General features: G+C 67.9%; 12 protein-coding genes. 8 read left to right on the top strand and 4 right to left on the bottom strand.

Annotated elements, in window-relative coordinates; all coding sequences use genetic code 11:
• Positions 1-65 precede the first annotated feature (65 nt).
• Entirely contained in the window at positions 66-1,367 is a 1,302-nt protein-coding gene (locus VXD91_RS10555) for an acyl-CoA dehydrogenase family protein (protein ID WP_346415363.1), read from the bottom strand.
• Positions 1,368-1,453: 86 nt separating this feature from the next.
• Positions 1,454-2,071, bottom strand: coding sequence for a hypothetical protein (locus VXD91_RS10550; RefSeq protein WP_346415362.1), 618 nt, complete (start codon positions 2,069-2,071; stop codon positions 1,454-1,456).
• A 195-nt stretch (positions 2,072-2,266) separates the two neighbouring features.
• Between VXD91_RS10550 and VXD91_RS10545 the strand changes: the two genes are divergently transcribed.
• Positions 2,267-5,119: an MMPL family transporter gene (locus VXD91_RS10545; protein ID WP_346415360.1), complete on the top strand. Its 2,853-nt coding sequence runs from the start codon at positions 2,267-2,269 to the stop codon at positions 5,117-5,119.
• Here VXD91_RS10545 and VXD91_RS10540 read toward each other — a convergent pair.
• Positions 5,095-5,706 (bottom strand): helix-turn-helix domain-containing protein, encoded by a 612-nt coding sequence (locus VXD91_RS10540; RefSeq protein WP_346415359.1) that lies wholly within the window; start codon positions 5,704-5,706, stop codon positions 5,095-5,097. The two genes, VXD91_RS10545 and VXD91_RS10540, sit on opposite strands and share 25 nt — an antisense overlap.
• 93 nt (positions 5,707-5,799) lie before the next feature.
• Between VXD91_RS10540 and VXD91_RS10535 the strand changes: the two genes are divergently transcribed.
• The 6 genes from VXD91_RS10535 to VXD91_RS10510 are packed head-to-tail and all read left to right on the top strand — an operon-like array spanning position 5,800 to position 10,598.
• Positions 5,800-6,324, top strand: a complete 525-nt coding sequence (locus VXD91_RS10535; protein WP_346415412.1) for a DUF4242 domain-containing protein — start codon at positions 5,800-5,802, stop codon at positions 6,322-6,324.
• Positions 6,321-7,343 carry an acyl-CoA dehydrogenase gene (locus VXD91_RS10530; RefSeq protein WP_346415358.1) on the top strand — a complete coding sequence of 341 codons (1,023 nt, stop codon included), beginning with the start codon at positions 6,321-6,323 and terminating at the stop codon, positions 7,341-7,343. The genes VXD91_RS10535 and VXD91_RS10530 overlap by 4 nt, the downstream gene beginning before the upstream one ends.
• Entirely contained in the window at positions 7,319-8,038 is a 720-nt protein-coding gene (locus VXD91_RS10525) for an ABC transporter ATP-binding protein (RefSeq protein ID WP_346415356.1), read from the top strand. The genes VXD91_RS10530 and VXD91_RS10525 overlap by 25 nt, the downstream gene beginning before the upstream one ends.
• Complete coding sequence (locus VXD91_RS10520; RefSeq protein WP_346415355.1) at positions 8,035-9,189, top strand: ABC transporter substrate-binding protein; 1,155 nt, start codon at positions 8,035-8,037, stop codon at positions 9,187-9,189. Before VXD91_RS10525 ends, VXD91_RS10520 begins: the two co-directional genes overlap by 4 nt.
• Positions 9,186-9,986 (top strand): ABC transporter permease, encoded by an 801-nt coding sequence (locus VXD91_RS10515; RefSeq protein WP_346415354.1) that lies wholly within the window; start codon positions 9,186-9,188, stop codon positions 9,984-9,986. The genes VXD91_RS10520 and VXD91_RS10515 overlap by 4 nt, the downstream gene beginning before the upstream one ends.
• A gap of 18 nt (positions 9,987-10,004) precedes the next feature.
• Positions 10,005-10,598 (top strand): 2-C-methyl-D-erythritol 4-phosphate cytidylyltransferase, encoded by a 594-nt coding sequence (locus VXD91_RS10510; RefSeq protein WP_346415353.1) that lies wholly within the window; start codon positions 10,005-10,007, stop codon positions 10,596-10,598.
• Here the strand turns inward: VXD91_RS10510 and VXD91_RS10505 are convergent.
• Entirely contained in the window at positions 10,585-11,286 is a 702-nt protein-coding gene (locus VXD91_RS10505; RefSeq protein ID WP_346415352.1) for a 2-C-methyl-D-erythritol 4-phosphate cytidylyltransferase, read from the bottom strand. The genes VXD91_RS10510 and VXD91_RS10505 overlap by 14 nt on opposite strands.
• Before the next feature lie 157 nt (positions 11,287-11,443).
• Here VXD91_RS10505 and VXD91_RS10500 point away from each other — a divergent pair, with 157 nt between their 5' ends.
• On the top strand, positions 11,444-12,646 hold the full coding sequence (locus tag VXD91_RS10500) for a low temperature requirement protein A (protein WP_318985675.1): 1,203 nt from the start codon (positions 11,444-11,446) through the stop codon (positions 12,644-12,646).
• Positions 12,647-12,678 lie beyond the last annotated feature (32 nt).

Here is a 12,678-nt window from a genome sequence, read left to right as displayed (position 1 = left end):
GCGGTCAGGCAGCAGTCAGTGTGTCGGTGAACAGCTCGGCGAGCACGACCGCGGCGGCCGGCCGGCTAGAGATTTCCGACTTCCAGCTCCAGGTACTGCGCGTACTTCGCCTGTGCCGCTTCGCGTTTGCCCGGCAGCCATTCCGTCGGCCACAGCTCGTCGGTGCCGGTGTAGTCCCGCAGCACCTGCTTCGCGACGGTGACCTTGTGGACCTCGGTCGGTCCGTCGGCGAGCCCCATAACGGCGGCGCCGGCGACCATACCGAGGAACGGCACCTCGTTGGTGACCCCGAGCGCGCCGTGGATTTGCATTGCGCGCCAGGCGATGTCGTGCAGCACCGTCGGCATCACGACCTTGACGGCGGCGATGTCCTTGCGCACCTTCTTGTAGTCGTTGTACTTGTCGATCTTCCACGCCGTGTGCAGCACGAACAGCCGGAACTGTTGCAGCTGCGCCCACGAGTCGGCGATGTAGCCCTGCACGGCCTGCTTGTCGGCCAGCAGGCTGCCGGCGGTGTGCCGCGACAGCGCGCGCTCACACATCATGTCGAGGGCCTTTTGCGCCAGCCCGATGGTGCGCATCGCGTGGTGGATCCGTCCGCCACCCAGGCGGGTCTGCGCGATGACGAAGGCCTGGCCCTCGCCGCCGAGGACGGCCGAATTCGGTACGCGCACATTGTCGTAGTGGATCAGGGCGTGCGAGCCGTGGCCGTCGGATTCCCCGTAGATGGCCGAGTTGCGGATGATGTGGACGCCTGGCGTGTCGGTCGGCACGAGGAACATCGACATGCCCTGGTAGGGACTGACGTCGGGGTTGGTCACCACCATGACGATCAGGAACGTGGACGTCGAGGCGTTGGACGAGAAGAACTTGTACCCGTTGATGACCCAGTCGTCGCCGTCGCGGACCGCGGAGGTCGTGAACTGGGTGGGGTCGGCGCCGCCTTGCGGCTCCGTCATCGAGTAGCAGGAGAAGACCTCGCCGTTCAGCAACGGCCGTAGGTACTGCTCCTTCTGCTCCGGGGTGCCGTAGTGCGCGATGATCTCGGCGTTGCCGGTGTCGGGCGCCTGACAGCCGAAGATGATGGGCGCCCACTGCGACCGGCCCAGAATCTCGTTGAGCAGCGCCAGCTTCAGCTGCCCGTAGCCCTGCCCGCCGAGTTCAGGGCCAAGGTGTGTGGCCCACAAGCCTTTTCGGCGCACCTGCTCTTTGAGTGGGTCGACGACCCGGCGCCGGGTCTCGTCGAGCGCGGTGTACTGCAGGTGCGGCCAGATGAGGTCGAGCGGCTCGACTTCGTCGCACACGAAGGCGTCGGCCCAGTCGAGGAGTTCCTGGAACTCCGGATCGGTTTCGAAATCCCAAGCCATCCGGCCTCCTTCAGTTCAGCCACGCGGCAGAAACGCACCCGTCTCTGTTTAACGCACAGGGACGGGTTTGGGAACGGCCGCGAGGATTATGCGCTCGCCAACGAATAGGTGTTGGCGAGGTTGTCCTGTGTGACGTGCGCGGCCTCAGTCGTGGTGTCGATGCGCAGCGGGCTGGTCAGCGTCGAGGTCCGGTAGCTCCAGCCGTCGGGCAGCTGCAGCCGCGTGCCCAGTCCGGGCAGGTCCGCCAGCGACAGCGCCGGGTCGACCGTCTGGCTCCATGACTGCATGACCCAGCGCTGCCCGTGCGGGTCGACGAGCTCGAAGACCGGCCGCCCGGCGCCGAACACGAACACCGTGCGGCGGCTGACCTTGTTCACGCTGAAGGGCGCCGGATTCATCGACGACAGTTCGACCGTCGCCTGCTGCAGCATCTCGATGCCGCCGAACGTCCTCTTCTCGCCGACGTCTTCGCGGGTTTTGACGATCTCGCTCATCAGCCAGTAGCGCGGGCCGTTGAGCAAAGCGGCGGCGACGCCGCTCTCCTCGGCGAGGGCCCGCGGATCGAGCGCGGACCACGCGTCGTGCGGGCAGTCGTTCAGCGGGAAGGTGTTGAACACCGCGACCTGCGGCCCCGTCGGCGTCTGGGAGACCAGCAGCACCTCGCCGTAGCGCTTGCCGAAGGTGTCGGCCGAAGAATTTTCCACACCGTCAACGCTACGGCCGAAATCGGGCGGAAAGTGCCCGATTCGTCCCATTTCGTGGGAGGTCGGAGGCCTTTTTTGGCCGCCGCTATGGATAAAAGTTTGGTTAGCTAGGTATATTTCGCGCGACAGTGATTTTGTAACGCCGACGAGCTCCATTTCCGTGGACCTGGCGGGCCTGACGGAAGGGTGCCCCGAGTGAGTGCCACCAACACCGAGCGATCCAAGATCGGCCACCTGATCTGGGTGCTCGCGGTGCCGATCGTGATCGGCTGGTTCCTGATCAACGTCGCCACCAACACGCTGGTCCCGCCGCTGGAGAAGGTCGGTGAGGAGCATACCGTCGGGCTGAGCGCCCAGGACGGCCCGGCGATGATCGCGATGAAGCAGATCGGCGCGAACTTCCAGGAGTTCGACTCCGACAGCAACGCCATGATCGTCCTCGAAGGCGACCAGCCGCTCGGCGCCGAGGCACACCACTACTACGACGGTCTCGTCGCGAAGCTGACGGCCAACACCGCGCACGTCGAGCACGTCGCGGACTTCTGGAGTGACCCCCTGACGGCCGTCGGCTCGCAGAGCGCCGACGGCAAGGCCGCGTACGTTCAGGTCTACCTGCGTGGCAATCAGGGCGAGACGAAAGCCAACGACTCCGTCGCCTCGGTCCGGCAGATCGTCGCCGACTCGAAACCGCCGGCCGGGCTCCATGTCTACGTCACCGGCGGCGCGCCGCTGGTGTCGGACCAGCACCACGCCGGCGACAAGAGCGTCACCAAGGTCACGCTCATCACCCTGGTGGTGATCGCCGTGATGCTGCTGTTCGTCTACCGGTCGATCATGACGATGATCCTGACCCTGCTGATGGTGTTCCTCGAGCTCGGCGCCGCCCGCGGCGTCGTCGCGTTCCTGGCCGATACCAATGTCATCGGCCTCTCGACGTTCGCGGTGAACCTGCTGACGCTGATGGTGATCGCCGCCGGCACCGACTACGCCATCTTCGCCATCGGCCGCTACCAGGAAGCGCGCGGCGACGGAGAAGACCGGGTGCAGGCCTACGACACCATGTTCCGCGGGACCGCGCATGTGGTGCTGGGCTCCGGCCTGACCATCGCCGGCGCCATGCTGTGTCTGAGCTTCACGCGGCTGCCGTACTTCCAGACCATGGGCGTGCCCTGCGCGATCGGCACCCTCGTCGCCGTCCTCGCGGCACTGACGCTCGGGCCCGCCGTCATCAAGATCGGTAGCCGCTTCGGGCGCTTCGAACCCAAGCGCGCCATCCACTCCCGCGGCTGGCGTCGTGTCGGTGTTCTGGTGGTGCGCTGGCCGGGACCCGTGCTCGTCGCGACGCTGGCGCTCGCGCTCGTCGGACTGGTGACGCTGCCCGGCTACAAGACCAACTACGACGCGCGCCGCTACGTCCCGGCCGATCTGACCGCCAACGTCGGATACGCCGCCGCGGAAAGGCATTTCAGCGCCTCGCGGATGAACCCCGAGCTGCTGATGGTGCAGAGCGACCACGATCTGCGGAACTCGGCCGACTTCCTGGTGATCAACAAGATCGCCCGGGCCATCGTGCACACCCCGGGTGTCGCGCGGGTGCAGACGATCACCCGCCCCGACGGAAAACCCATCAAGCACACCACGATTCCGTTCATCATGGGCATGCAGGCCGTCACCTCGAAGATGACGGAGAAGTACCAGCTGGACTCGATGGCCAACATGCTGCAGCAGGCCAACGACATGCAGGTCAGCATCGACACGATGACCAAGATGCAGGCCATCACCACGCAGATGGCCGCCACGACGCACGACATGTCGATGAAGACCGCCAACATGGCGCTCGACGTCGCTGACCTGCGTGACCACATCTCCGATTTCGACGACTTCCTGCGGCCCATCCGGAACTACCTGTACTGGGAACCGCACTGCTACGACATCCCGATGTGCTGGTCCACGCGGGCGCTGTTCGACACCCTCGACGGCATCGACGTCATGACCGACGACATCCAGACGCTCGTCCCGGATCTGATGAAGATGGACAAGCTGACGGCCGAGATGGTCACGGTGATGCCGCCTCAGATCGAGGTCATGAAGGACATGAAGCAGTACATGCTGTCCATGTATCAGACCCAGAAGGGTCAGGTGGATCAGCGTGCGGCGTCGTCGGACAACGCGGCGGCGATGGGCGAGGCATTCGACAACTCGCTCAACGACGATTCCTTCTATCTGCCGCCGGAAGCCTTCGACAACAAGGACTTCAAGCGCGGCATGAAGAACTTCATCTCGCCGGACGGCAAGTCGGTGCGCTTCATCATCCAGCACGAGGGTGACCCGGCGACGCCGGAGGGCATCGCCCATGTCGACCCGATCAAGCAGGCCGCCAAGGAAGCCATCAAAGGCACGCCGCTGGAGGGCTCCAAGATCTACCTGGCCGGTACCGCCGCCACGTACAAGGACATGCACGACGGCGCGCAGTACGACCTGATGATCGCCGGAATCGCCGCGGTGTCACTGATTTTCGTCATCATGCTGCTCATCACCCGGAGCATGGTGGCGGCGGGCGTGATCGTCGGCACCGTGCTGCTGTCGCTGGGCGCGTCGTTCGGCATGTCAGTTCTCTTGTGGCAGCACCTCGTCGGCCTTGAGCTGCACTGGATGGTGCTGCCGATGTCGGTGATCCTGCTGCTCGCCGTGGGCTCCGACTACAACCTGCTGCTGGTGTCCCGGTTCAAGGAAGAGCTGCCGGGCGGCCTGAAGACAGGCATCATCCGTTCGATGGCGGGCACCGGATCGGTCGTCACCTCGGCGGGTCTGGTCTTCGCGGCCACCATGGCGTCCTTCGCCTTCAGCGACCTGAAGGTCATGGCACAGGTCGGTACCACCATCGCGCTGGGTCTGCTGTTCGACACCCTGATCGTCCGGTCGTTCATGACACCGGCCATCGCGGCGCTGCTGGGCAAGTGGTTCTGGTGGCCCAAGCGCGTCCGCCACGAGGCCTCCGAGCGGCGACTGGCGGCCATCGGGATTCAGCCGGCGGCTGCAGGTAAGTAGCTCGTGATGAGCTCCGCGGCCATCTGACGGGCCAGCACGATGGGCGCCGCCGACCGCTCGAGTTTCGACGCGGTGAGGGCGCCGTCGTAGATCAGCTGGATGCGCTGGGCGACCGCCGCGGCGTCGGTCACCTCGGCGTCCCGTAGCAGCTCGATCAGCAGCCCGTGCATCCACAACCGGTGTGCCCGTACCGGTTCCAAGGTGTCGCCGGGGAATTCGGTGGCCGCGTTGGCGTAGAGACAGCCCCGGAACTGGCGCTTGCGTGCCGCGGCGGCCGCGAGGTCGAAGAACGCCAGCAGCTTGTCCACCGGGTCGGCGATGCCGGAAGTCTTCGATTCCCAGCGGTTGCGATCAGCCTGATCCAATCGGTTCAGGTACGCGATCACCAACGCGTCCTTCGACCCGTACGAGCTGTAGAGGCTGGCCTTGGCGACCCCCGCCTCACGCAGGATCATGTCGATGCCGACGGCGCGAATTCCTTGTGCGGCAAAGAGATTCGACGCGGTGTCGAGCAGCCGCTGGGCCGGCCCGGCGGTGTCGGTGCGGGGCGCCGGCCGGTCCGGGCGGCGGGTGCGGGTCGCGCTCATGTCTGCACCATAGCGGAGATCCGTCGATAGACAGACCGGTCTGTTCATGCGAGCGTCGTGATGTCATCGACGCCCGACGAACAGGAACACACCGTGACGCTGTACCTCTACGAAATCGCAGGACTGCCCGGCCGGGCCGAGGTCGACCAGGCCATCAAGACGCTCGACGCCGAAGTGCACCGGGCCGGCGGCGAACTCATCGAGGCACAGGTCACCGCTCAGCACCGGCTGTTCGTGGTGGCGGAGCTCGCCGGCGGTCCGCTGCAGATCGCCGCGTCGTCGGTCGGGGCCACCGAACTGACCGGTCCGCACGAAGTGCGACTGGTCGGTGCGGAACTGGACCAGCTGAAAGCCGTCCGTCCGACGGCCGGGTACCTGGTCGAGTGGGACCTGCCCGCCGACCTGGACATGGAGAGCTACCTGAGCCGCAAGAAGGCCAACGCGCCGAAATACGCGGAGGTGCCCGAGGTCAGCTTCCTGCGCACCTATGTGCGCGTCGACATGGACAAGTGCCTGTGTTTCTACGACGCGCCGGACGAGGACGCGGTACGGCGGGCGCGCGTGGCGGTGCAGACCCCGATTGATCGGTTGTACGGACTGGAAAGTGGTGGGCAATGACGACTCTGGTGTCCGACGACGTCGCGACCAGACTGGCGGAAGTCACGGCCGGGGTGGACGCCCGGGCCGGTGACCTGGACGCCGGGCGCACCGACGTCCGTGACGATCTGCGCGCCCTCGGCGCTGCCGGATTGTTCGGGCTGCCGGACCTGCCCGACACCGTGCGGGTGATCGAGCAGGTGTCGGCGGTGAGCCTCGCCGCCGGGTTCTCCGCCTGGGCGCACCAGATGGCGATTCACTACCTCGCCGACCGGCCGGGTCTGTCGGAGGCGTTGCTCACCGCACACCGCCCGGGTGTGACGGCGATGGCGGCCGGTCTCAAGCACGTCGCTGGCCTCGGACAGCTCCCGATCTTCGCCGGCGAGACACGCCGCGGCCTACGGCTCAACGGACCAATCCGCTGGGCGTCCAACGTCTTTGACGATGCGTTGATCGTCCTGCCGGCACGGACCGTCACGGGCCGCCTGTACGTCGTGGCGGTCGACGTGCGCGCGGTCGGCGTGGTGGTCGATCCGGCGCCCCCGCTGATGGCCCTGGGTAGCACCCGGTCGACGTCGCTGCGCCTGGAAGAGGTCGAGGTGAACGCGGACCGCATCATCAGCGCCGACCTCACCGCGTTCGTCCGCGAGATCAAGCCGACGTTCCTGCTGCTGCAGACCGCGTTCTGCGTCGGCGTCACCGGGGCGGCGCTGACCGCGGCCGGCCGGGCGACCGATGCACTGGCCGCCCAATTCGACGGCGACCTCGCCGACCTGGTGGCGCACGCCGAGGACAACCGCCGGCGGCTCTACGAATTCGCCTCGGCGCCAGGGGAAGCCAACCTGGCCGACGTGATCCGGCTACGACTGGACGCCGCCAAAGTCGCGGTGGGGGCGACCCGCCTGGAATCGGCGCTGGCCGGTGGCCAGGGCTATCGCGCGGGGACGGCCGCCAACCGCCGGTTCCGCGAAGCAGCCTTTCTGCCCGTGCAATCACCATCGGAAGGACAACTCAGGTGGGAACTGAAGCAGTTCGGATAACCGCGGGCACCAAGACATTTGGCGACAGCGTCGTCCTCGACGGCATCGATCTCGCCATCGAGTCAGGGGAGTTCGTCGCGGTGCTCGGGCGTAGCGGCAGCGGGAAATCGACCCTGCTGCGGGTGCTGGCCGGGCTGGAATCGCTGAGCTCGGGAACCGTCAGCTGGCCCGCCGGCGGCGAGCGTCCGCACATCGGAGTCGTTTTCCAGGACGCGCTGCTGTTGCCGTGGCTCACGGTGCAGGGCAACGTGTCCTACGCGCGGCGATTCGCACACCGGCGCAAGGGATTCGACGCGGACTATGCGGCAGAGCTGATGCGGCGTTTCGGCGTCGACGGGCTGGCCGAGCGCTATCCCGACCAGCTGTCCGGCGGTCAGGCCCAGCGGGTGGCCATCCTGCGCGCCGTGGCGACCAGGCCGCAGTTGCTCCTGCTCGACGAACCGTTCAGCGCGCTGGACCCCGCGACACGTGCCGACCTGCAGCAGTGGCTGACCACGCTCACCACCGAATTGGGTGTGACGGTGCTGCTGGTAACGCATGACGTCGAAGAAGCGCTGAGCCTGGCGCAGCGCGTCGTGCTGCTGGCCGACGGCGGACGGATTCAGCGTCAATGGCGCCTGGGGGAGGCGGACCAGTCGGGTCTGCGTGACGAGATCCTCAGCCATTACCGGGTTTCCGAACTGTGGGTGGCATGAGCCGGCTGCTGATCTCCCGGCGGCACGCACTGATCGCCGCGGCAGCGGCTGCCGGTGGCGCCTTCGGCCTGGCCGACCTGGCGCACAGTGCCACGACCGATTCGGCCGCCGGCGGGCCGCTGCGCGTGGGCTATCTGCCGATCACGGACGCCGCACCGCTGTTGATGGCGCACTCCGCGGGTCTGTATCCGGCCGGTGTCGGCAAGCCGGTGCTGTTCCGGAGTTGGGCGGCGCTGGGCGAGGCATTCCTGAACCGTCAACTCGACGTCGTGCACCTGCTGATGCCGATGGCGGTGCAGCTGCGCTACGCGCTCGGCGGCGGTGTTCGGGTACTCGGGTGGAACCACACCAACGGCTCGGCACTGACGGTCGCACCGCACATCCGGGAGCTGCCGGACCTTGCGGGTTCGCAGCTGGCAATCCCGTTCTGGTGGTCGATCCACAACATCGTGCTGCAGAAGCTGTTGCGGGCCAACGGATTGCAACCGGTGATCCGCCGCTCGGCGTCACGGGCCGACCGCACCGTCGAACTCGTCGTGATGAGCCCGTCGGACATGGTGCCGGCACTGGCCACCGGCACCATCGCCGGCTACGTGGTGGCCGACCCGTTCAACGCGATGGCCCAGACCAAGAAGATCGGGCGCATCCACACCTTCCTCGGCGACGTGTGGCGCGACCATGCCTGCTGCGCCCTGGTGACCCGCGACGACGTCATCGCCAGTCGACCTGCCGCCGTGCAACAGCTCACGGACGCGGTGGTGACGGCGCAACTCGCGCTGTCGAACGATCGGAAGGCGGCCGCGGCGAAACTCGGCGGCGGGCGGTACCTGCCTCAGCCGGTACCGGCGATCACGCTCGCGATGACGTATCCCACAGCGCCCTACCCGCTGCGGCACCCGGAGTGGCAGCCCCAGCGGCTCGGCTTCCAGCCGTTCCCGTTCCCGAGCTTCACCGATGAACTCGTGACGGCCATGCGCGACACCGTCATCGACGGCGACCGGCGATTCCTGGAGCGGCTGGACCCCGCCACCGTGCACAGCGACCTGGTCGACGACACCTTCGTCCGTAATGCCATTCAGGCCCATGGCGGTCCGGCCGCCTTCGGCCTCAGCGGCGATTACACCCGAACCGAGCAATTGGAGCTGTCATGACCACCACCACACCCGCCCGCTCGGTGATCGATCCGCCGGCGGCAGTGCGCCGTTGGGCCCCGCCGGTCGGCGCCGTCGTCGTCGCGGTCGGCCTCTGGTGGCTGACGACCACCGTTCTGTCCGCTCCGCATTCCCTGCTGCGGCAGGCCGCACCGCAGCGCGTCGCGCCCGCCGTCGTCGACCTGTTCTCCCGCGGCGTGCTGCTGCCCGACATCGGGATCAGCCTGTGGCGCTTGGTGATCGGCCTGGCGGTGGCGGTCGTCATCGGCATTCCCGCCGGCCTGCTGCTCGGACTCAGCGGCACGGCCGAGCGAGCGGCGGCGCCGCTCGTCCAGTTCGTCCGGATGATCTCGCCGCTGTCGTGGGCTCCGATCGCCGTCGCGGTGTTCGGCATCGGCAACGAGCCGGTGATCTTCCTGATCGCGGTGGCGGCCGTGTGGCCCGTGCTGATCAACACCGTGGCCGGCGTGCGCGCTGTCGACCCGGGCTTCCTGGACGTGGCGCGGTCGTTCCACGCCACCCGGTGGGAACTGATCACCGCTGTGGTGCTGCCGGCGATCCGGGGGCAGCTGCAGACCGGCGTGCGGGTGGCGCTGGGCATCGCCTGGGTGGTGCTGGTCCCGGCGGAAATGCTCGGCGTGCGTTCGGGTCTGGGCTACCAGGTGCTCAACGCCCGCGACCAGCTGGCCTACGACCAGGTCGTGGCAGTGATCGTGGTGATCGGTGCGCTGGGTTTCCTGCTGGATGTCGTCGCCCGGCGGCTGACTTCCCCGGAGCGGCCAGGGGGCGCGCGCTGACGGCGCTAAGGTGGCGCGGTGACTCTCTCGGCGATCGTGACGGTGCCCGCGGCCCTGGCACCGGCCGACTTCACCGCGCCGATCGCCGGTGCACCGGCACTGGTGCGGGCCGTGCGGGCAGTGCGTGACGTGGCGCCGGTAACGGTGGTGGCCGCCGATGGATTGGCCGCCGCCGCAACGGAATGCCTTGCGGCTCATGGCCTCGGCGATGTGTCCGTGCGTACCGGACCCGAGCCCTTCGCCGAGGCGCATGCGGTGCTGCTGCACGACGTCCGTTACCCGCTCGCTCCCGCCGATCTGGCCGCACGTGTGGCGGCGGGGCTGACCGAACACGACGTCGTCCTACCAGTCCTGCCGATGACCGACAGTGTGAAAAGCGTTGCCGCAGAGGGCATCGTGCTGGGCAATGTGGACCGGTCGGAGCTCGTCACCGCGCAGTACCCGCGGGCGTTCTCGGCGGCGGCCCTGGCTCTGGGCGCAGATCCCGAGGACCTCGCGGCGCTGACGGGCGCCGGCCTGAAGGTCGGCACGGTCGACGGCGATCCCAACGCCTTCGTCGCCGACCTCACGCACGATCGGGAACTGCTTGATGCGATCGTCAGCGCCGGCTGAGCAGGCGCTCGGCGACCTGCACATCGTGCGCGAAGGTCACCTTGAAGTTCTGGGCCGATCCGGCGATCGCGTGGACCTCGAGGTCGGTGAAGCGCTCCACACACGACGAGGTGTCGGTGCCCTCGAAACCGGCGGCGGCCGCGTCCTGATACGCCTGCCACAGCGGCGCGGCGCGGAAGGCCTGCGGCGTCTGCACCCGGACCAGCGACTGCTCGATGGCGCCGAGGCCATCCTCGGTCAGGCGCAACACGTCACCCGCCGGCAGCACCGGAATGGCCCCGCCCCGCTCCCGTGCCGTGGTGACGGCGGTGTCCATCAGCGCGGCACCGGCCAGCGGGCGGGCGGCGTCGTGGATCAGCACCACGTCGACGGCGCCGGCATCGATGTCCGCCGCGAGGTAGCTCAGCACGTTGTGTTCGGAGCCGTGCCGGGTGTCGCCGCCCTCGACGAATTCGACTGGGGTGTCGGGGAGTTCGTCGGCCATGAGCCGCACCACCTGGTCGCGTTCACCCCGCCGGAACACCAGGATGGTGCGGGCGACCTCGGGGCTGGCAGCCACGGCGGCCACCGACCACGCCACCATGCTGCGGCCCGACAGTTGCAGGTAGGCCTTGTTGCCGTCGGCCCCGACGCGCGATCCGATGCCGGCGGCAAGGACGACGCCGACGGCGATCGGGGGAGCGGACACGTCTTCACGGTAGTGGGACGCCGGCGGGGATCTGCGGCAGGCTTACCGTGATGCGGCCCGGACGGGGCCAGGATCGTTGAAGGGACACGGCATGGATGGGACGCACCAGGACGCGCCCGACCCACACAACAAGGTGCGCGCGCATCGACTGACCCCGATGCGGGGCCGCGATCCGCACGAAAGGCACCGCGTCGCCACTCCGCTGGAGCTGCTGTTCGACCTGACCTTCGTCGTCGCGTTCGGGGTCGCGGCGTCGGAACTGTCGCACATGCTGGCCGCGGGCCACGTCGGCGCCGGCATCACGGGCTTCGTGTTCTCCACCTTCGCGATCTGCCTGGCGTGGATCAACTTCACCTGGTTCGCCTCGGCGTACGACACCGACGACTGGGTGTTCCGGTTGATGACCATGATCGAGATGGTCGGCGTACTGGTCCTGGCACTCGGCCTGCCCGCGTTCTACGCCTCGATCGAGCACGGCCACCACGTCGACAACGCGGTGCTGGTCGCCGGTTACGTCGTGATGCGAATTGCGTTGGTGGGCCAGTGGTTACGGGCCGCGAAGCAGGACCCGTCGCGGCGTGCGGCGGCGATGACGTACGTCTGGATCGTGGCGGTGGTCCAGGTGGGCTGGGTCGGCACCGTGTTCCTGCCGACGAGTGTGCCGGTGACACTGGGTTGCTGGGTGCTGCTGGCGCTCATCGAGCTGGGCGGTCCGATGATCGCCGAGACCAAGTGCGGCGGCACCCCGTGGCACGCGCACCACATCGCCGAGCGCTACGGACTGCTGGCGATCATCGCCCTCGGCGAGGGTGTCGTCGGGACGGTCGCCTCGCTGTCGGCTGTCGTCGGCGAGCACGGCTGGTCGTGGGACGCGGTGCTGCTGGCGATCGCGGGCACGGCCCTGACCTTCGGCATGTGGTGGGTGTACTTCATGGTGCCGTCGGCCGACGCCCTGCACGCGCACCGCGAGCGGGGCTTCTGGTTCGGGTATTTGCACATGCCGGTGTACGGCGCCATCGTCGCGACCGGTGCCGGCCTGCACACCGCCGCGTACTACATCCAGCACCACTCGGCGCTGGGATCGGTGGCCACGGTGCTCAGCGTGGTGATCCCGGTCGGCGTCTACATCGCGTTGGTCTACGTGCTGTACGCGCTGATGCTGCGCTCGGTGGATGCCCTGCACCTGCTGCTGGTGGTGCTGACCGCGGTGGTCCTGATCGCAACGGTGGTCCTCGCGGCCGTCGGGGTGCCGATGGCGCTCTGCCTCCTGGTGGCCAGCCTGGCGCCGGCGGTGAGCGTGGCTGGGTTCGAGATCATCGGGCACCGGCACGTCGCCGAGGCGGTCGCGCGCCAAACGTGAGCGCCGAGCGTGAAGACGATGGCGAGAAATCG

This window comes from Mycobacterium sp. SM3041 (assembly GCF_039668335.1).
Classification (GTDB): domain Bacteria; phylum Actinomycetota; class Actinomycetes; order Mycobacteriales; family Mycobacteriaceae; genus Mycobacterium.
This window is presented reverse-complemented; position numbering and strand designations above follow the sequence as displayed.